The 20,041-nt window shown below is 37.7% G+C and carries 13 protein-coding genes; 5 read left to right on the top strand and 8 right to left on the bottom strand.

Going from position 1 to position 20,041, the window contains the following annotated elements:
- Positions 1–181 precede the first annotated feature (181 nt).
- The 4 genes from RNZ46_RS07665 to RNZ46_RS07680 all read right to left on the bottom strand — a co-directional run bounded on the left by RNZ46_RS07665 (position 182) and on the right by RNZ46_RS07680 (position 4,837).
- Entirely contained in the window at positions 182–1,186 is a 1,005-nt protein-coding gene (locus RNZ46_RS07665) for a vWA domain-containing protein (RefSeq protein ID WP_316984791.1), read from the bottom strand.
- On the bottom strand, positions 1,186–2,871 hold the full coding sequence (locus RNZ46_RS07670) for a BatD family protein (RefSeq protein WP_316984792.1): 1,686 nt from the start codon (positions 2,869–2,871) through the stop codon (positions 1,186–1,188). The genes RNZ46_RS07665 and RNZ46_RS07670 overlap by 1 nt, the downstream gene beginning before the upstream one ends.
- 19 nt (positions 2,872–2,890) lie before the next feature.
- Entirely contained in the window at positions 2,891–3,757 is an 867-nt protein-coding gene (locus RNZ46_RS07675) for a DUF58 domain-containing protein (RefSeq protein WP_316984793.1), read from the bottom strand.
- A 78-nt stretch (positions 3,758–3,835) separates the two neighbouring features.
- Positions 3,836–4,837: an AAA family ATPase gene (locus RNZ46_RS07680; RefSeq protein ID WP_316984794.1), complete on the bottom strand. Its 1,002-nt coding sequence runs from the start codon at positions 4,835–4,837 to the stop codon at positions 3,836–3,838.
- Positions 4,838–5,142: 305 nt separating this feature from the next.
- Between RNZ46_RS07680 and RNZ46_RS07685 the strand changes: the two genes are divergently transcribed.
- Positions 5,143–5,895: an SDR family NAD(P)-dependent oxidoreductase gene (locus tag RNZ46_RS07685; protein ID WP_316984795.1), complete on the top strand. Its 753-nt coding sequence runs from the start codon at positions 5,143–5,145 to the stop codon at positions 5,893–5,895.
- A gap of 56 nt (positions 5,896–5,951) precedes the next feature.
- The gene (locus RNZ46_RS07690; protein WP_316984796.1) at positions 5,952–7,085 is read left to right on the top strand and encodes an ATP-binding protein; all 1,134 of its coding nucleotides are present in this window, start codon (positions 5,952–5,954) and stop codon (positions 7,083–7,085) included.
- A 10-nt stretch (positions 7,086–7,095) separates the two neighbouring features.
- Here RNZ46_RS07690 and RNZ46_RS07695 read toward each other — a convergent pair whose 3' ends face one another.
- The 3 genes from RNZ46_RS07695 to amaB form a co-directional block, all read right to left on the bottom strand.
- Positions 7,096–8,286: a DUF1501 domain-containing protein gene (locus RNZ46_RS07695; protein ID WP_316984797.1), complete on the bottom strand. Its 1,191-nt coding sequence runs from the start codon at positions 8,284–8,286 to the stop codon at positions 7,096–7,098.
- Between the two features lie 107 nt (positions 8,287–8,393).
- Positions 8,394–9,785, bottom strand: coding sequence for a DUF1800 domain-containing protein (locus RNZ46_RS07700; protein ID WP_316984798.1), 1,392 nt, complete (start codon positions 9,783–9,785; stop codon positions 8,394–8,396).
- Between the two features lie 127 nt (positions 9,786–9,912).
- The gene (gene amaB, locus RNZ46_RS07705; protein WP_316984799.1) at positions 9,913–11,466 is read right to left on the bottom strand and encodes an L-piperidine-6-carboxylate dehydrogenase; all 1,554 of its coding nucleotides are present in this window, start codon (positions 11,464–11,466) and stop codon (positions 9,913–9,915) included.
- A 121-nt stretch (positions 11,467–11,587) separates the two neighbouring features.
- Here amaB and RNZ46_RS07710 point away from each other — a divergent pair, with 121 nt between their 5' ends.
- Complete coding sequence (locus tag RNZ46_RS07710; protein ID WP_316984800.1) at positions 11,588–12,637, top strand: isoaspartyl peptidase/L-asparaginase family protein; 1,050 nt, start codon at positions 11,588–11,590, stop codon at positions 12,635–12,637.
- Positions 12,638–12,907: 270 nt separating this feature from the next.
- Positions 12,908–13,282 carry an endonuclease domain-containing protein gene (locus tag RNZ46_RS07715; protein WP_316984801.1) on the top strand — a complete coding sequence of 125 codons (375 nt, stop codon included), beginning with the start codon at positions 12,908–12,910 and terminating at the stop codon, positions 13,280–13,282.
- Between the two features lie 140 nt (positions 13,283–13,422).
- On the opposite strand, the gene RNZ46_RS07720 is transcribed toward RNZ46_RS07715, so the two are convergent.
- The gene (locus RNZ46_RS07720) at positions 13,423–13,908 is read right to left on the bottom strand and encodes a CAP domain-containing protein (protein ID WP_316984802.1); all 486 of its coding nucleotides are present in this window, start codon (positions 13,906–13,908) and stop codon (positions 13,423–13,425) included.
- A gap of 440 nt (positions 13,909–14,348) precedes the next feature.
- On the opposite strand from RNZ46_RS07720, the gene RNZ46_RS07725 reads away from it, so the two are divergent.
- Positions 14,349–19,919 (top strand): alpha-2-macroglobulin family protein, encoded by a 5,571-nt coding sequence (locus RNZ46_RS07725; RefSeq protein WP_316984803.1) that lies wholly within the window; start codon positions 14,349–14,351, stop codon positions 19,917–19,919.
- Positions 19,920–20,041: the final 122 nt, after the last annotated feature.

The raw sequence follows: 20,041 nt of genomic DNA on the forward strand, positions 1-20,041 counted from the left end.
TAGTTGTTTTAAAACAAATTTCAATTTCCTGTATTTTTAAAAACACTTCGACAAGCTCAGTGTGACTTAATATATTCTATTTGTGTTTTACTTAATATTCTATTTGTGTTTTACTTATTATCTTTTTTCTTGTTTCGGTATTATGAGATTTCCGCCTTCGCGGAAATGAAAAAAACATATTTTATATAAAACTTCTAAAAAAGGTAAAGCGCAATAGTAATTCTAAAAGCAATAATGCTCCTGCTAAAAGGACTAATGAACGATACTTTTCTTCGTAATTATAAAATTTAAATTCTTCAATTTCTGTTTTTTCAAGCTTGTTTATTTCGTTGTAAATTTCTTCTAATTTCTTGTTGTTGGTCGCTCTAAAATATTTGCCACCCGTAACTTGGGCAATTTCTTTAAGTAGTTCTTCATCTATTTCAACTTGGGCACGTGCATATTGAAAATTACCATTGGGCAATATGCTAACCGGAGTTAACGCAGTGCCATTGGTGCCAATACCAATCGTGTATGTTTTTATATCGTATTCCAAAGCGAGTTCGCTAGCAATTTTTGGGTCTATAAATCCAGAATTGTTAACGCCATCAGTTAATAAAATAATAACCTTACTAGATGCTTTGCTATCTTTCAATCGATTTACCGAGGTGGCTAAACCCATGCCAATGGCTGTACCGCCTTCAATAATCGTATTGTATTTTATATCCTTTAAAGAGCGTAAAACGATAGATTTATCGCTGGTTATTGGTGTTTTGGTAAAGCTTTCGCCGGCATATTCCACCAAACCGATTCTGTCGTTTGGTCGGCCTTTAATAAATTCGGCTGCTACTTTTTTTAAAGCTTCTAACCGATTTGGCGATAAATCTTTAGCCAACATACTTGCCGACACATCAATGGCCATTACAATATCGATGCCTTTGGTGGTTTTGGTTCTTGTTGAAACATCAACCGTTTGTGGCCTTGCAATGGCCAATATTAATAAAGCCAATGCCATTAATCTTAAAACAAACAGCAAGTGCTTTACTTTTGGCAGCCACGAATTTGTGGTTTTAAAGCCTTTTAAGCTCGACATTTTTAATTCGGCTGTTTGCTTTTTATGTTTTAACACGTACCAAAAGAGCGCTAATGGCAACAGTAGCAATAGCCAAAACAGTTCTTTATTTAAAAATTGAATTCCCTCAAACATTATTCTTCGGCTTCTTTTAGTTCTACTGAATATAAAATACGTTCTACCATTTGGTCTGCATAGGTGTCATTTTCTGCACTTGTAATTATAATTTGTTGCAAAACGTTTTGCGATGCAAACTGAAGCATGGTGTATTTTCCACTTTGAAGTTTTTCTGAAGTGAGGTTTGGTATTTTTAATGTCCCGTGGGTTTTTAACCCTTCGGCACCATTTGGTGTTGTAAATTTATCTCTTAATACAACAATGTCTTTGGCGCCTTTTGCTTCGAAGGCTTTAAGGCTGTTTTCTGAAACCTTTTCCAAATCTATGTTGTTTTCTCCCGCGTTGTTCAACACAGTTGTGCTTACCGTTACCGAAAAGAAATCTAAAAGTGTACCATAACTAAACGCCGAAACCGACATGTTGCTTTTGGCCCCCTCTGCCATCGGTACCTCAACACGCTTTAAAACTTTTGGAGTTGAAATGGTTATTGGTGGATAACCATAGGCGCTGGTAACCCAATTGCCCTCTAAAAGCTCCTTGCTTTCGTGCCCAATAATGGTGTCTTTAACATAGCTAAAACCATACTTTAAACCAAAGCCAACAAAGGTTGATATGAGTAAAAACACACCAATAGCCACGGTTATTATAACTTTTTTACGCTTCTTTTTGCGGGCTTGTTCGGCTTTGTATTTTTCGTCTAAAAGTTTTTCTTCTTCTGTGGGTTCGGGCAATGCCTCTTTAACATTATCGATTTCAACATCAATGGTATTTCTGTCTAATTTTGCCAATTCAACATCTGGAGCAGATTTTGCGAATTTCACTAAATCGGCACGTTTTAAAATGCTTTCAAGTTTTTTAATATCGTCTTTACTAATATCAACTTGATTGCCATCTTTTAGTAAATTAAGTCGGCTTATCAATTCATCTGTAGTGCTTTCCAAGGCGCGGTCGTAAACCTTTTCATCAAGATATTTTCTGATGATGAATGTGAGCTCAGAATAGTAATCCTTAAGGTTTTCGTGTTCTAAATATTGGCTTTCGTCAAGTTTTTTTAAGGCTAATTTTGCTCTGTCGTAAGGGGGCAATAAAGCAATTTGTTCTTCTTCTGAAAGCGGTTTTTTTCGCCAAATAAACCAATAGATTAAAAACCCAATAATGCCGATTATTAGTAGTGTTAGCAATACATATTTCCACCAATTGCTTCCGCTTTTATCCACTTCAATAATAGGCTTTATGTCGTACAACCCTTGTTTTGTGGTATCAACAACCACATTATGTACTTCAACTTTTAGCGAATCTGTAAATATGGTTTTATCGCCAATAATAATTTTTTGCCTCGGAATGGTGTACGAGCCCGAATCGAATTGGGTTAAACCGTATTTTTTTATAAGATTGAATCTGTCGTTGTTTTTTAAGGTATCTACTTTATAGGATTCAATCATTTCCAAGGGTGAAAATGTTTGTCCTTCGGGAAACACGACTAAACTCGTTGAATCGGTTTCCACTTGAATACTGTAAGTGATTTGCTCTCCAATTTTTATGGAGGTTGAATCGATGGCCGAAGTAACTTGGGCGTTTAAAACGGAAAAAGAGCATAGGAAAAAGAAAATAACGCTTGAAGCCCGAAGCCTGAAGCTTGAAGTTTTTTTGCCTTTATCTTTAATATTTATCTTAATTTTTTTATCCATTTTTGCTTTCTTCATGCTTCTAACTTCGCACTCATTAGCCTCTTCTTTTAAAATAGCCCAACAGTTTTTTTACATAACTTTCATCCACACGACAATCAATTATGCCCGCACCCGATTTGGTAAAGGCATCCGTATAATAGTCTACTTTTTCTTGATAGAACTTGCCGTAATTACGCCTTACTTTTTTTGATGCCGTATTAACCAACATTAACTCACCAGTTTCTTCATCTTGCATTTGTACCATGCCTAAATTAGGCAAGTCTTCTTCACGTTTATCATACACGCGAATGCCCGTAACATCGTGTTTTCCAGAAACGATTTTCATGGTTTGTTTATAATCGTCAGCAATAAAATCGGACAGTACAAACACAATGGCTTTCTTTTTCATTACGTTCGATAAAAACTTTAAAGCTTCGGCAATATTGGTTTGTTTGCTTTCTGGTTGAAACTCAATCAATTCACGAATAATACGCAATACATGCGAACGTCCTTTTTTGGGCGGAATATAAAGTTCTACTTTATCAGAAAATAAAATGAGCCCTATTTTATCGTTGTTTTGGGTTGCTGAAAACGCTAAAGTTGCAGCAATTTCGGTAACCACTTCATTTTTAAATTGCTCTTGGGTACCGAATAATTCCGAGCCCGAAACATCTACCATAAGCATCATGGTGAGTTCGCGTTCTTCTTCAAAAACTTTAATATACGGTTCGTTGTAGCGCGCGGTTACATTCCAATCGATATTTCGCACATCGTCTCCAAATTGATACTGGCGTACTTCAGAAAAGGTCATACCACGCCCCTTAAAGGTAGAATGGTATTCGCCTCCAAAAATATGATCAGACAATCGCCGTGTCTTAATCTCAATTTTCCGTACTTTTTTTAGTAATTCTTTAGTATCCATGTTAGATATTCAAGGTTAAATATTAAAAGTTCAAGGTTAGGTTAACTTTAAACTTTAAATTTAAAACTTTGAACTTTTTTAAGGTACCTCAATCTCGTTTACAATTTTATTGATGATGTCTTCTGAGGTTACATTTTCGGCCTCAGCTTCGTAAGTAATGCCAATTCTATGCCTTAAAACATCGTGCACCACAGCACGCACATCTTCAGGAATTACATAGCCTCGGCGCTTAATAAAAGCGAAACATTTTGCCGCTGTTGCCAAATTAATACTACCACGAGGCGAAGCTCCAAAAGAGATTAATGGTTTTAAATCGGCTAGCTTATATTTTTCGGGGTAACGCGTGGCGAATATGATATCGAGGATGTATTTTTCGATTTTTTCATCCATATAAACCTCACGAACTACCTCTTGAGCTTTTAATATTTGCGCTACAGAAACCACAGGGTTTACTTTATCCCAGGCGCCTTTTAAATTGGCGCGCATAATAAACTGCTCTTCGTTTAGTTTGGGGTAATCTATAACGGTTTTTAGCATAAAACGATCTACCTGAGCTTCTGGTAACGGGTAAGTTCCTTCTTGCTCAACAGGGTTTTGTGTTGCCATTACCAAGAATGGTTTGTCTAAAGCAAAGGTTTCATCGCCAATGGTAACTTGCTTTTCCTGCATCGCCTCTAGTAAGGCCGATTGTACTTTTGCTGGCGCCCTGTTAATTTCATCAGCTAAAACAAAGTTTGCGAAAATAGGCCCTTTTTTAATCGAGAAATCGCTAACCTTCATGTTGTAAATTAAGGTTCCGGTAACATCGGCCGGTAACAAATCTGGTGTAAATTGTATTCTGCTAAAACTGCCATCAACCGCTTGTGATAAGGTGTTAATAGCTAATGTTTTTGCCAAACCGGGAACACCTTCAAGCAGAATGTGCCCTTGACCCAATAAGCCAATAAGCAAACGTTCAACCATGTGTTTTTGTCCCACGATAACCTTGTTCATCTCCAGCATGAGCAAATCAACAAAAGCACTTTCTTTTTCTATTTTTTCGTTAATGGTCTTAATATCAATTGTACCTGTCTCTTCCATTTTTTTATTTTTTTAAAAGCATGTCCTTTCAGCTTTGAATTCACCTTAATAAAACGGTTTTTTTTACGGTAAACCCAGAGCACAAAGGACACGAATATACCACTCTTTTTTTGAGCATTGCAAATTGTTAAAATTTTTATTGTAATGCTGTTAAAAATTGGTTAAAAGTTAAGCGGAATGCAATGATTACAGCGTTTAACATATAATTATGATAAGTTTATTGTAAATGTTGCATTTCTACTAAAGGCTATTCAATCTGTTTAAGTATTTTTATAAGATGAAAAACGCATAATATCTTATTAAAAATGACAAAAACCGCCCTAATTACTGGAGCAACAAGTGGCATTGGCGAAGCCACGGCTTATGAGTTCGCAAAACATGGGATTCACTTAGTGCTTTGCGGAAGACGATTAGAACGTTTAAAAACAATTCAGCAGGCTTTGGAAAAGCTAACCCACGTACATATTTTAAACTTTGATGTGCGCGATAAAGCCGAAACGCTGCGAGCTATAGAATCGCTTCCAAAAGCATTTAAAACCATCGATATTCTTATTAATAACGCTGGAAATGCACATGGCTTAGACCCTATTCAAGCAGGAGATTTAGACGATTGGGATGCCATGATGGACATTAACGTAAAAGGCTTACTTTATGTGAGCAAAGCCGTAATCCCGCAAATGACCGAAAGGCAATCAGGGCATATTATAAATATTGGGTCTTCGGCGGGTAAAGAGGTCTACCCCAAGGGCAATGTGTATTGTGCCAGTAAACATGCCGTTTTGGCCATAACCGAAGGGATGCGTATTGATTTGAATCCGTTTGGAATAAAAGTAGGCGCCATAAATCCAGGTTTGGTTGAAACCGAATTTTCGCAAGTGCGTTTTAAAGGCGATGCCGTTGCCGATACCGTTTACAAAGGCTACAAAGCGCTACAAGCCAAAGATGTTGCGGAGATTATTTACTTTGCCATTTCGCGTCCGCCACATGTTAATATTGCCGATTTATTGGTGTTTTGTACTGCGCAGGCGAGTTCGACGATAGTGAAAAGAGAACTTTAGAATTAAAACTATAAGAATCCCGCCTTCACGGGAATGACAAATAGACAATATTTAAAATGATCAACAAACGCCTTCTTATAAAACACCTTTTGGCTCACAACGATGAGAACAGTTTTTACGATAAAAAACGTAAAATCGATATTAGCCAAAAAGAAGGGAAGGCAAAGTTTTTAAAACATATTTGTGCGCTATCAAACAGCAACCCAAAAAACAACTCGTACATTGTAATTGGTGTTGAAGATGAGGATAATAATATTATTGGTGTCGATTTTTTTGACGATAGCAAAATCCAAAACCTCATTAACGCCTATTTAAATCACCCGCCCATTGTGCAGTACGAAAACATTCCGTTTCCGCATTTGCCCGACGATAAAGTTGTGGGTTTGGTCACCATTCGTCCCACGGGGAAAATTACATCGTTGCGCAAAAACATATGGAAATATTATGGCGGTTCGGTGTTTTTTAGAGACGGTAGCATGAGCATGCCAAAGGTGTTCGATATTGAACTAAAAGACATCAATTCCAAAATTGTCGAGGCCATTGAAAACCACGCGCAAAACAATATTGAGCATACCCTTGATGCTGTTTTTCATTTTATGAACACCCGTAAAGATTACAATGCGCAATACAAAGTGTTTAAAGAATATTTTGTGGTATGCTGGTCTGCCCAAAAAAAATTAGTAAAAGAGAAAACCTTTTTTTCTAGGGTTGATATCGAATTGATAAACGAGCAAGTACGCTTGTTTTTTTCGGTATTCGATGAGGTTTCAATTTCTATTGATTCGGATAGTTTTAAGATTATCGAATATGTGAATTTAGGGCTTCAAAACACCAATAAATATTATCCGTTGGAAGAAACCATTATAAGTTTTGAAGATAATGCCAATTATAATATTGAAACAAAATTATTATTCGAGCCACCTCAGTTTGATAAAAAAGTACTGCATCATATTTACAATGCCAACAATGCCATTTTGGAAAAGCTTAAAAAAGGACTTCCTTTTACAAAAAATGAAGAACAAGATTTAAAAAACTTACCGGTAACGTACTTAATTTGTTACCTCAATCTTTTCCATGAAGCCATTGATAAACTTCACGAAGCAAAACCCTACCTAAAAGCGTATAGCGAGGAATTGTACAGCCTTTATAAAGAAGCCTTGCGCATTTTAAGAAAGGTAAAGTATAGTTGATGGTTTTACTTTAAATAAAATCCAATTGCTTAAATGACTTGTTAAGTACTTTTTTATCATCTACTTCAAGCCATTTATCTAATACGGTAGCATAAATGGTTCTAAAATCTATTTCGAATTTTAAATCGCCGTTATCGTCCAAATCGTTTAAACTTGCCACATTGTTGTAGATGCCTTGGCGCTTTAAATTCTCGCCGATAACAAAAATGTTATTTGCCGTACCGTGGTCGGTGCCAATGCTAGCGTTTTGCGATACGCGACGCCCAAATTCAGAAAACGTTAAAATCAAGGTATCTTTAAAGGTGTTGTGGGCTCTTAAATCATCTACAAAAGCCTCTACACTTTTGGCGTAAATGCCCAACAGCCGCTTTTGGGTATTTAATTGATTAACGTGCGTATCGAAACCATCCAAAGCCGTGTAAAATACTTTGGTCTGCAAATGCGAATTGATAAACTGCGCCGTGGTTTTCATTTGTTTTCCAAATTTGTTATTGGGGTATTCTTTTTTAGTGGACACGGTTTTGCTAGTTTCAAAAATATATTGGGCAGACGATTGGGCGGCAATCATCGATTTGTACAAATAGCCTAAATTATGCTCGCTTAAATGAGTGTCGTTTTGGTGTTTTGCCAAGTTTTTAAAATAGGGGTCTCTAGATAAATTGTACAGCGATTTGGCATCTTGCGTCGCCAAGGCATTTAAGGTTTCGCCTTTCATGGCAAGGGATAACTTTTCATCAACCTCAATGGCACTGTGTGGGTGCGTTCCGTAATGATCTAAATACCTGCCAATCCATCCGCTTTGCGAATATTTATTGGAATCGGTAGCTGTTTGCCAAATGTCCATCGACCTAAAATGCGACCGCACCGGATTGGGGTACCCTACATTGTTGATGATTGACAAATAGCCTTTGTCGTACAGCTGTTTTAAAGGTTTTAAGCTGGGATGTAGCCCAACATCATCATTAATTTTAATGGTATTGCTTTTTGAAATCCCTAGGGTTGGTCGGTTTTTGTAATACAAATCGTTTCTAAAGGGAATCACGGTGTTCAACCCATCGTTACCGCCCGAAAGCTGAATGATGACCAAACGTTTGTACCCCAATTTACTGCTCGCCACCTCCTCGAAAGCGCGCACAAAACTGGGTACCAAAAATAGGCTACTGGCCAAAGACGACTGTTTTAAAAATTTTCTTCTGTCCATAAATAAATAATTTTCCTAAAGCAAAATTCTTTTTTAGATTCCCGCATTCGCGAGAATGACAATTTCAACTGATACGCCAACGCTACACATTGGCGAATTTTTTATTATCAACACATTTGATATTCGGGCAACGACATGAGCTGTATGCTATATTCTTGCTTCGAAGGTTTATCTAAAGTCCTTAAATACGCTTTTGTATTATCGTTTATTTTACAAGCCAAAAGGTGTGTTTCCAATTCACTCATCTTAACATTTTTAAAATGGCTGTTGAAATAACTCCAATTCGCATCCGCTTTAAAACGTTTACCATATTTTTTATTGAACACAGCTTTTTTAAAATCTATTTTAGCATCCGCTTTACCGGTTTTAACTTTTGAGATGTACGCGCTGTTCAACAACAAAGACGGAAGCTTTAACCGCAGTACAATGGTGTTGCTGTCAATCCATTGTTTGCCACCTTTCCATCCGGCGACATTTGGCGGGTTTAATAGGATTTGCCCCAATAGTTTTTGCATGTAAAGCCATTGTTTTGGGTTTTTAAATGTAATGGGCACTGTGCTTTTTAAGCCCACCAAAAACTCAATGGGCGATTTTATCTTTACACCGATGTTTTTTTTATCGTAAAACCAATCGGACATGAGCATGTAGCGCATCAAAGTTTCAATGTTATAGTTTCTATAAAACACGTTGGCCATCGCGTTAACATGGTTTTCATCCACGTTTTCATTTACAAAATAACGGTATATTTTTCCGCAGATAAATGTGGCGCATTGTTTTTGTTTCAAGATTATATCGACAATGTCTTCGCCCGAAAAGTTTCCGGCTTTGCCAAAAAAGGTTTTATCGCTTTCATCGTGCTGCCGTTTCCTAAAAACGAATTCGCCCCGCAAATTATGGCTGTAACCGGTAAAGGCCTTGGCGCTTTCTTTTATGTCGGTTTCGGTGTAATGGCCTTCTCCCAAAGTGAACAGTTCCATCAGCTCTCGGGCAAAATTCTCGTTGGGGTTTTGCTTTCTGTTTTGTTTGGTGTTTAGGTATTTTACCATGGCGGCTTCTTTTGAAATGGCGTTTACAAAAGCCTTGAAATTACCGAGGGCATGTGTTCTTAGGGTATTGTTAAATTGCTGGATGTAAGTAATGCTGTTGTCTTTGCACACAAAATGGTTGGCCCAAAAAAGCGTCATTTTTTCCCTTAAAATTTCGGTGGAATCGGTAAGTCGTTCCATCCAAGCCAAGTTGAATTCCATTTGTTTTTCACGACTTAACTTTCTGATTTTACGACGGGATTCGGGACTAAGTTTTTTTGTAACCATCATGTTACCACTAAAAACGGCTTCGATTTCGGAAGTGTCAACTCGCAACGGCGTTACGGTTTTTGAAGCTTCAACAAGGCCATCAACAATGTGCGCTTTACTTTTTTTTAATAACGTTTGAAGCTGATCGGGGAGCAGCCCAAAGCCAACGCGTCGATATAAATGTTGAATGTGCTTGGGTTTCATAACTAATATTTTGCTGCACTTTTTAGACTCGGATATTTTAAATAGGTTTAATTTTGGAAAAAGAGCACAAAAAAAACCGTTTCAAATAGAAACGGTTTTCTGAACATTTAAATTGCTTAAAAGCCAATTACAAATCAAACTTAATCCCTTGCGCTAAAGGCAATTCATCAGAATAATTAATAGTATTGGTTTGTCTGCGCATGTACACTTTCCAAGCATCGCTGCCTGATTCGCGTCCGCCACCAGTTTCTTTTTCGCCACCAAAAGCACCACCAATTTCGGCACCCGAAGTCCCGATATTTACATTGGCAATACCACAATCTGAACCTGCATACGACAAGAATTTCTCGGCTTCTTTCAGTTCATTTGTCATAATGGCCGAGGATAATCCTTGAGCCACACCGTTTTGTTTTTCAATGGCATTTTCAACATCCCCAGAATATTTCATTAAATATAAAATGGGAGCAAAGGTTTCGTGCTGTACGATTTCAAAATGGTTTTCAGCTTCAACAATGGCTGGTTTTACATAGCATCCGCTTTCATAACCTTCACCTTCTAAAACACCACCTTCAACTAAAACGTTTCCGCCTTCGGCTTTTGCTTTTTCAATGGCAGCCAAATAGGTGTTTACGGCATCTTTATCGATTAGTGGCCCAATATGATTTTTTTCGTCTAACGGATTTCCAATCGTTAATTGTTTGTAAGCACCAACAATGGCATCTTTAACTTTATTGTAAACCGAATCGTGAATGATTAAACGACGTGTTGATGTACAGCGTTGTCCGCAAGTGCCCACAGCACCAAATACAGCACCGGGAACAATGACTTTTAAATCGGCCGATGGTGTGATGATAATGGCATTGTTTCCGCCCAATTCCAAAAGGGATTTGCCAAAACGTTCGGCCACTGTTTTTCCAACAATACGTCCCATTCTGGTGGAACCGGTTGCCGAGACCAACGCGATTTTATTATCGGTGGTCATAAACTCACCCACTCTGTAATCGCCATTTATAATACACGAAATGCCTTCGGGCAAGTTATTGTCTTTTAAGATTTCGGCAATAATATTTTGACAGGCCACAGCGCATAACGGTGTTTTTTCTGAAGCTTTCCAAACACAAACATCACCACAAATCCACGCTAAAGCGGTGTTCCACGCCCAAACAGCGACTGGAAAGTTAAATGCCGAAATAATGCCCACCACACCAATGGGATGCCATTGTTCGCGCATAACGTGCCCCGGACGTTCAGACGGGATGGTTTGGCCATTTAGCTGTCGTGATAAACCAACAGCAAAATCGCAGATATCAATCATTTCCTGCACTTCGCCGTAGCCTTCTTGCAGGGATTTGCCCATTTCGTAAGACACCAATTTACCTAATGGCTCTTTTAATTCACGCAGTTTGTTTCCAAATTGGCGTACAATTTCTCCGCGTTGTGGTGCTGGTATGTCCCTCCAAGTTTTAAAAGCCTTGGTTGCCGCATCCATCACTTTATCGTAATCTGCTTTTGTGGTCGTTTTTACTTTTCCAATTAATTTTCCGTCAACTGGCGAATACGACTCAATTATTTCGCCGTTGGAAAAATGATTTGACCCTGTTGATGTGCCATCATTTACAGCATCTATCCCCAATGTTTTTAGCGTTTCTTCAATTCCGAAATCAGTTATCACCGCTCTCATATATTTTTGTTTTAATATTATTATTCAAATTATTTGCGAATATACTAATTTCTAGGGTTTGTTTTCCTCAATTTTATATTTAAATACTATCTTTAAAACCATTCAATACATCTAAATCATTATGAAAAAAATTATCTTTTTATGGTCTGTTTTATTCGTTTTCAGCGCTTGTAAAAATGTTGAAAATAATACTGAAGAAACCACCAAAATGCCAAAACAAGAATTTGCTATAATCATTCACGGAGGTGCGGGCACGATTTTAAAAAAGAACATGTCTGCCGAAATGGAAAGCGCTTACAAACAGAAATTAGAAGAAGCCATTCGCGTGGGTTATAATATTTTGAAAAACGGCGGAAGCAGTTTGGATGCCGTAACCAAAACCATAAATGTTATGGAGGATTCGCCGCTTTTTAATGCTGGGAAAGGTGCTGTTTTTTCAAATGAAGGAACCAACGAACACGATGCCTCGATAATGGATGGAAACACTTTGAATGCAGGTGCTTCCGCTGGAACAACAACCGTTAAAAACCCCATTGATTTGGCGCGAGCCGTAATGGACAAATCGCCTCATGTAATGCTCTCTGGAAAAGGTGCGGATGCCTTTGCTAAAGAACAAAATTTGCAAATTGTTGACCCAGATTATTTTTATACCGAAAGACGATTTAAATCCCTTCAAAACATAAAAGATAAAGAAAAAACAGAATTGGATCACGATACTAAAGTGTCATTTTACGATGCCGATATTAAAGATGCAAAATTTGGAACGGTAGGTTGTGCGGCACTCGATAAAAACGGGAATTTAGCTTCTGGAACTTCAACAGGCGGCATGACCAACAAACGCTGGGGGCGCATTGGCGATTCGCCCATAATTGGGGCTGGCACTTATGCCAATAATAACACCTGCGCCGTATCGAGCACGGGTTGGGGCGAGTATTTTATTCGTGGTATGGTGGCTTACGATATTTCTGCGCTTATGGAGTACAAAGGCTTGTCGCTTAAAGAAGCTTCAAAGGAAGTCATTCAAAATAAACTGACTAAACTTGGTGGCACCGGTGGTATTGTTGCCATTGACATAAATGGGAATATGGTAGCCGAATTCAATACAGCTGGGATGTACCGTGCGACTATGGACGATAAAGGCGAATTGACTATCGGGATTTATGAACAATAAACTATGGGATTATAGGTTTATTGACTGATTTTTATAAATGCAAAAAACCCACCCCTAGCACCTCCAAGGAGGGGAATTTTCAAAAAAATGAAAGTAGATTGTAATTAAAAAACCCCATAAACCTTTCTCTTTTTGGTGGGGAACAATTTAGAAATATGATTAAGTTATTTTTAAAAATTTATAATTTATATTATTAAAGAAAAGCAAAATTCTAAAACTTAGCACAATGTTTTTCCCCTCCTTGGAGGGGATTAAGGGGTGGGTCATAAAATGAGAAAAATAATTCCATATAATCCAGATTTAGTTCCGCTTGCCAAAAATCTTCGCAACAACATGACTGTGGGAGAAATAGCTTTATGGCGTGAAATAAAGGCTAAAAAAATTGGTGCAAGATTCAGTAGGCAAATCCCTATAGATAATTTTATAGTTGATTTTTATTGTAAAGATCTTGGGTTAGCTATTGAAGTAGATGGTTCAATTCACTTTGAAGAAGGCCATCAAGAAAATGATGCTAAGAGGCAAAAGCGCATAGAATCGTTTGGAATTACAATGATTAGGTTTAGAGATTTGGATGTTAAAAATAATCTTAGTTGGGTGTTGACAGAAATTGAGAAAACCATTGAGGAATTAAAAACCCACCCCTAGCCCCTCCAAGGAGGGGAATTCTCAAACTAAAAAATGACTTAAGTTTATCTTTAAATATCCTAAAATCATTCCCCTTCAAAAAGGGAATCATTTTCATATATTGTTAATATTTCGCATATTAAAGTAAAGCTTACAATGTCTTACTGTTTCAAAAAAAGTTGGGTATAATAATACTGTCCCACATCATTTTTAACGGCACTAATGCCAATATGTGTAAAATCGCCTTCAATATTTTCGCGATGCCCTGTGCTATTTAACCAAGCTTCCATAACGTCTTTTGCAGACCTTTGTTTGGCAGCAACATTTTCGCCTACGCTTTTAGCGTTTTCCTCATCAAACAATCTGTCGGCTCTGTCATCAAAATTGTCATGACTAATATCGTTTTGCGTTATCATATAGCGGGTGTGTTCTTCGGCTAATTGGCTGGCTAGATAATTTGTAGCAAGTGGTTCTTTACCAATAACTGCCCGATGAGCATTAACTAATTGGAATATGTTTTCTTTAATGGTAAGTGCTTCACGCTTTTCAATATCTTCAGCGGAATCATTCTTGGAGCATGAAACCGTACATGATAATACGGCAAAGTACAATAAAACAAACCAGTTTCTTAAATAATAGGTTTTCATAAAAATCGATTTTGGGTATTTCAATATACGTTTATTGTTCATTTTATGGTTACGAAGAGGCAAAAATTCTAATGATAATTTAAAAATACGTGACGTTTATCGGCAATCTAAATAACAAATTTCGGTTTTTGGCCCTAAACTCAAAATGAAACGATTGAAACATCTATACGCTCCCCTCGAGATAGTTCGTTTTCAAGAAATTTTTTATTTTCGAAACTTCAGCCTAAAAACCTTAAGACTTATTTAACATTTTTAAAAAGCCTAAACACCAAAAATTGAACGTAACTTTATTAACGAGAAACATCGTATGCGAAAAATATCTTTATCCTACAAAAGCTATTTCGATGTTACATTTGACAGATAATATCATTAAGGATCTACAAATGAAACTGCTTACGCTTTCTTTTTTAGTTATTTTGTTCATTTAAATCCATCAATCTATGTCATTAAAAAAGCTTTTTGCTTTCGTATTGATTCTTGCGTTAGCGGCATCTTGTAAAAAGAAAGTAGTAGAAACCGATAATCTTTTCAAATTTCGAGATTACATAAGTTACACCACATCGGGAATCACATCGGTTGCAAATCCCATTCAAATTAATTTAGCTAACGAGGTTGATGGTTGGGAAACGGGAGCAGAAATCACCGATAAAATCGTGAGCATAAAACCGCATGTTGAAGGCAAATTAACGGTTGCCAACAAACACACTTTGCTTTTTACGCCCGATGAACATTTAGAGCCCGCAACAGAATATACCGTAACGGTAAAACTTGCCGATATTTATAAAAACATGCCCGATGGTTTTAAGGATTATACCTTTCAGTTTAAAACCATTACGCCTAATTTTAATGTGGTTACCAACCATTTGCAATCGTACAGCAAAAATTGGCAATACCTTGAAGGTGTTATAAAATCAGCCGATGTTATATCGATTAACGATGCAAAAACCATAGCTGAAGCCTCTCAAAATGGCAAAAAACTAAATCTTGTTTTTAATGAAGCCAATGAAAATTCTAAGTTTTTCGAGTTTAAAATTGATAGTATTAATCGGCAAATTGAAGACAGTAAAATTGATATAACATGGAACGGAAAATCTATAAACGCATCAAACAAAGGTGAAAACACGATTGCGATTCCGGGGATAAATAATTTTACGATTGTAGACGTCAATGTGATACAATCACCCGAACAGCATCTATCCATCAACTTTTCCGATCCGCTTAAAAAACAACAAAATTTTGATGGTTTAGTGAGTGTTCAAAAGATAAAAAACCCTAAATACATTGTGGATGGTAATGTGCTAAAAGTGTATCCGGACAGCAAATTGGTGGGTAATATTCAAGTTGATGTATTTCAGGGCATCAAAAATACCGAGGACTATAAATTAAAGAAAGCCTTTTCAGAAATTATTGCGTTTGAAGATTTAAAACCGCAGGTGCGATTAATTAGCAATGGTACTATTTTACCAAATTCCGAAGCCTTAAAATTCAATTTTGAAGCGGTTAATTTAAGTGCCGTTGATGTTCGGGTGATTAAAATTTTTGAAGACAATGTACTTCAGTTTTTACAAGATAACAATTTAGATAGCAATAATAAATATGATATAAAAAAGGTTGGCCGTCGTATTGCAAAACAAACCATTCAATTGCAAACCTCAGCCGAAAATACAGGAAAATGGAAAGCGTACAGCATCGATTTATCAAAGTTTTTTAAGGCCGATGCCGGTGCTATTTATCGTGTTGAATTAAGTTACAACAAAAGCTATTCGTTATACGATTGTGAAGCAAATGCGAACATTACAAATACCGAAGATGATGCATACGACGACTATTACGAAGACGATTACTATGAAGCTGATTTTAACGAAATGTCGCCTGAAGAAGAAGATTTAAAAGAGGAAGCTTATTGGGATAATCTCGCATACCGCTACAAAAATTACGCGTACAATTGGCGCGAAGAAAATAATCCATGTCACGATGCGTATTACAACGAGCGCAAAATAGTGTCTCAAAATTTATTGGCTTCAAACCTTGGTGTTATTGCAAAACGCGGTTCAAACAACTCCTATTATTTTGCGGTGACCAATATTTTAAATACCAACCCAGAGGCTAACGCAAAAATTACTTTATACAATTTTCAGCAACAGGAAATAGCCAGTAGAAGTACTGATGCACAAGGCTTAATTACCATTGATTCTGATAAACATGCAAATTTCGCTATTGTTTCCAAAGGCCAAAACACCACGTATGTAAAACTGCACGACGGCAATTCGTTGTCGCTAAGTAAATTTGATGTTTCCGGAAACCGTTTACAGCGCGGACTTAAAGGATATATTTATGGCGAACGCGGGGTTTGGCGACCGGGAGACACCTTGCATTTAACCTTTGTGTTGAATGATACCGATAACAAACTCCCCAAAGGGCATCCGGTTAAAATGGAAATTACAAATCCCAACGGGAAATTGGTATATAAAAACGTAACTACCGACCATCTAAATAACTTCTACAAATTTACCGTTCCCACGGTTAAAGAAGATAAAACAGGAAATTACAACTCTAAAGTTTCGGTTGGTGGCGCCACGTTTTATAAAGGACTCAAGATTGAAACGGTTAAACCAAACCGATTAAAAATTAAAGTGGATTTTGAAAATGACATCCTAACGAGTAACGCTCCATTAAAAGGAACACTTGATGTGAAATGGCTTCACGGTGCACCCGGAAAAAATCTTAAAGCTGAAATTAAAGCGAAGTTTACACCATTGTACACCAGTTTTAAAAACTATAAAAACTATGTTTTCAACGACCCTACGCGTAAATTTAACACCGAAGAAATCAATGTTTTTGAAGGTAAGATTGATGCCGAAGGTTTGGCGCAAATCAATACCAAATTAAATGTTGGTAAAAACGCACCGGGTATGTTAAATGCCCAATTTTTAGTTCGTGCTTTCGAAAACGGTGGGGATTTCTCCATGGATGCCTTTACCAAACCATACGCACCTTATAAGTCGTTTGTTGGTTTACGTTCACCCAAAGGCAATGCTTATGGCTCATTTTTTACAGATGAAAATCAAACCTTCAATGTGGTTGTGGTTGATGCCAAAGGGAAACCTGTAAAACGCAACAACCTTGAAGTGAAAGTGTATAAAATTGAATGGCGTTGGTGGTGGAATTCCTCGTACGACAATCTATCGAGCTATATGTCTAGCAGCTATCACAAACCGTATTTAAGTAAAAAAATAAATACCGATGCCAACGGAAAAAGCACTCTAAACATCAATATTCCAGATAACGATCGTGGGCGTTACCTCATCAGAGTTATCGATCCCGTAAGTGGTCACGCCACTGGAAGAACCGCTTATTTCTATAAAAATTGGTGGAGCAACTCCAGTTCTGGCGATAAAGAAGCCGCTAAAATGCTTGTTTTTTCGGCCGATAAAGAGACTTATAATGTTGGCGAAACGGCAAAAATCACCTTTCAATCGGGCAGCGAAGGTCGGGCTTTGGTAAGCATTGAAAATGGCACCGAAGTGTTGGATTATAAATGGATAAAAACGCAACAAGGCGAGACTACGGTTAATGTGCCTGTAACCCCAGAAATGGCACCCAATGTGTTCGTCAATATTTCATTGTTGCAACCGCACGCTATTTCGGCAAACGATTTGCCCATTCGTTTGTTTGGCGTTATTCCAATTATGGTTGAAGACCCAAACACCAAATTGGAACCGCAACTAAACATGCCCGATGTGTTACGGCCAAAGGAAACCTTTCAAGTACATATTTCAGAAAAAAACAATAAAGCCATGACTTACACCATTGCCGTGGTTGAAGAGGGCTTACTCGATTTAACACGTTTTAAAACCCCAAATGCATGGAACGAATTTTATAAACGCGAAGCTTTGGGTGTAAAAACCTGGGATGTTTTTGATGATGTTATCGGCGCATATTCCGGCAGCATCGACCAAGTATTTGCCATTGGTGGCGATGGTTATGCGGCTGGTGGAAAAAACAAAAAAGCGAATCGTTTTAAGCCTGTGGTTACCTATTTAGGGCCATTTAATTTGAAAGCTGACGAGAAAAAATCGCACAGCATAAAACTACCAAATTACATTGGTGCTGTGCGAACTATGGTTATTGCTGGCGATCATAAAAATGAAGCTTATGGTAGCACCGATAAATCTGTTGAGGTTAAAAAACCGCTTATGGTTTTGGCAACGCTTCCGCGGAAATTAAGCCCAGGTGAAAAAGTAACCCTTCCGGTTACCGTTTTTGCCATGGAACCCAAAGTGAAGAAGGTTAATATCAGTTTGAAACTAAGTGAAGGGATTACAGTGGTTGGTAAAAATTCAAAAACGTTAAGCTTTGTAAAACCCGATGAGCAAATGACTTATTTTCAACTCGATGTGAGTAAAGCAAAAGGCATCAACACCGTTGAAGTTATTGCCACCGGAAACGGTGAAAAATCGACTTATAAAGTAGAATTGGATGTTGTAAATCCAAACCCAATAACATCAAAACCTATAGATAAAACCTTAGCTGCAAATGCAACTGAAACCTTAGCGTTTTCAACCTTTGGAGTGGCAGGAACCAACACCGCTACTTTAGAGTTTTCAACCTTACCGCCCATGGATTTTTCACGCCGTTTACAATTCCTCATTCAATATCCACATGGCTGTTTAGAGCAAACCACATCGAGCGTATTTCCGCAGTTATTTTTGAATGATATTTTCGATTTAACTTTTGATAAAAAGAAGGATATTCAAACCAACATTGAAAATGGCATTAAACGATTGGCACATTTTCAAAGGCCAAATGGCGGCATGAGTTATTGGATGGGAGAAAATGCCGTTGACGATTGGAGCACCAGTTACGCAGGCCATTTTATGATTGAGGCCGAAAAGAAAGGCTTTGCTTTACCGTTAACTTTTAAGAGCCATTGGGTCGCTTATCAAAAACAAGCGGCGAGCCAATGGCGACCGAGTTACAGAATTTATAATTCCGATTTAGCACAAGCTTACCGACTATACACCTTGGCTTTGGCAGGAAGTCCGGATTTGGCAAGCATGAACAGACTTCGCGAATTCACCGAAATATCGAACGAAGCCAAATGGCGACTCGCAGCGGCTTATGCGTTGGTGGGACAAAAAGAAGCGAGCGATAATATTTCGCAATCGGCAAATATCGAGTTTAAACCCGTTAAACACAATTACTACACTTATGGGTCGAGAGACAGAAATCGAGCTATGGCATTAGAAACTATGGTGCTTACCAAAAACCCAAAGCAACGCGAATTGGCAGAATACATCGCTAAAGAACTATCGAGCAACCGTTGGATGAGCACGCAAACTACAGCGTACAGTTTATTGGCGATGGCAAAAATGGTAAATGCCAATGGCGGAAAAGCCTTAAAAATAAATTATACCATTAACGGAAAAACAGAAAACATAGACACCAAAAGTGCTATTGCACAGCGTGAATTGCAAGTGAATGACGGTGCAAACAATCTGTCTTTTACAAACCAAAAAGATAATGTGGTTTATGTGCGTGTTTTAAATTCGGGGAAATTACCGCTCGGGCATGAGCTTGCCGAACAACGCGGTTTAAGCGTATCGTACGCCTACAAAGATTTAAAAGGTAACACCATTGATGTGTCCAAATTAAAGCAAGGGCAGGATTTTGTGGCCACCGTGAGCGTAAGTAATTTGAAAAACGAACCGGTTAACGATGTGGCTTTAACGCAAATTTTTCCATCGGGATGGGAAATCGTGAATACCCGATTTACCGCTTTTGGCAGCAGCACGACAAGTCAAGCGCGATTTACCGATATTCGAGACGACCGCGTCAACTTTTATTTCGATTTACCGGAAAAAGGAAAACACAGCACAAAAACCTTTAATGTGATGCTGAATGCAGCCTATTTAGGCAGCTATTATTTACCGGGAATTCAAGCGGAAGCGATGTACGATCATGAATATTTGGTAAGGACTAAAGGGGAATGGGTAATTGTTGAGAAATAGAATATGAAAAGGATTGTTTTTTTTGCAAGCACTCTATTTACATCTCTTTTTTTTGGATGTAAAACTGATAATGTTAATGGAATTGTTATAGAGCATACATTATACGTTCATCAAAGTTTCAA

Source organism: Hwangdonia lutea, from assembly GCF_032814565.1.
GTDB lineage: Bacteria > Bacteroidota > Bacteroidia > Flavobacteriales > Flavobacteriaceae > Hwangdonia > Hwangdonia lutea.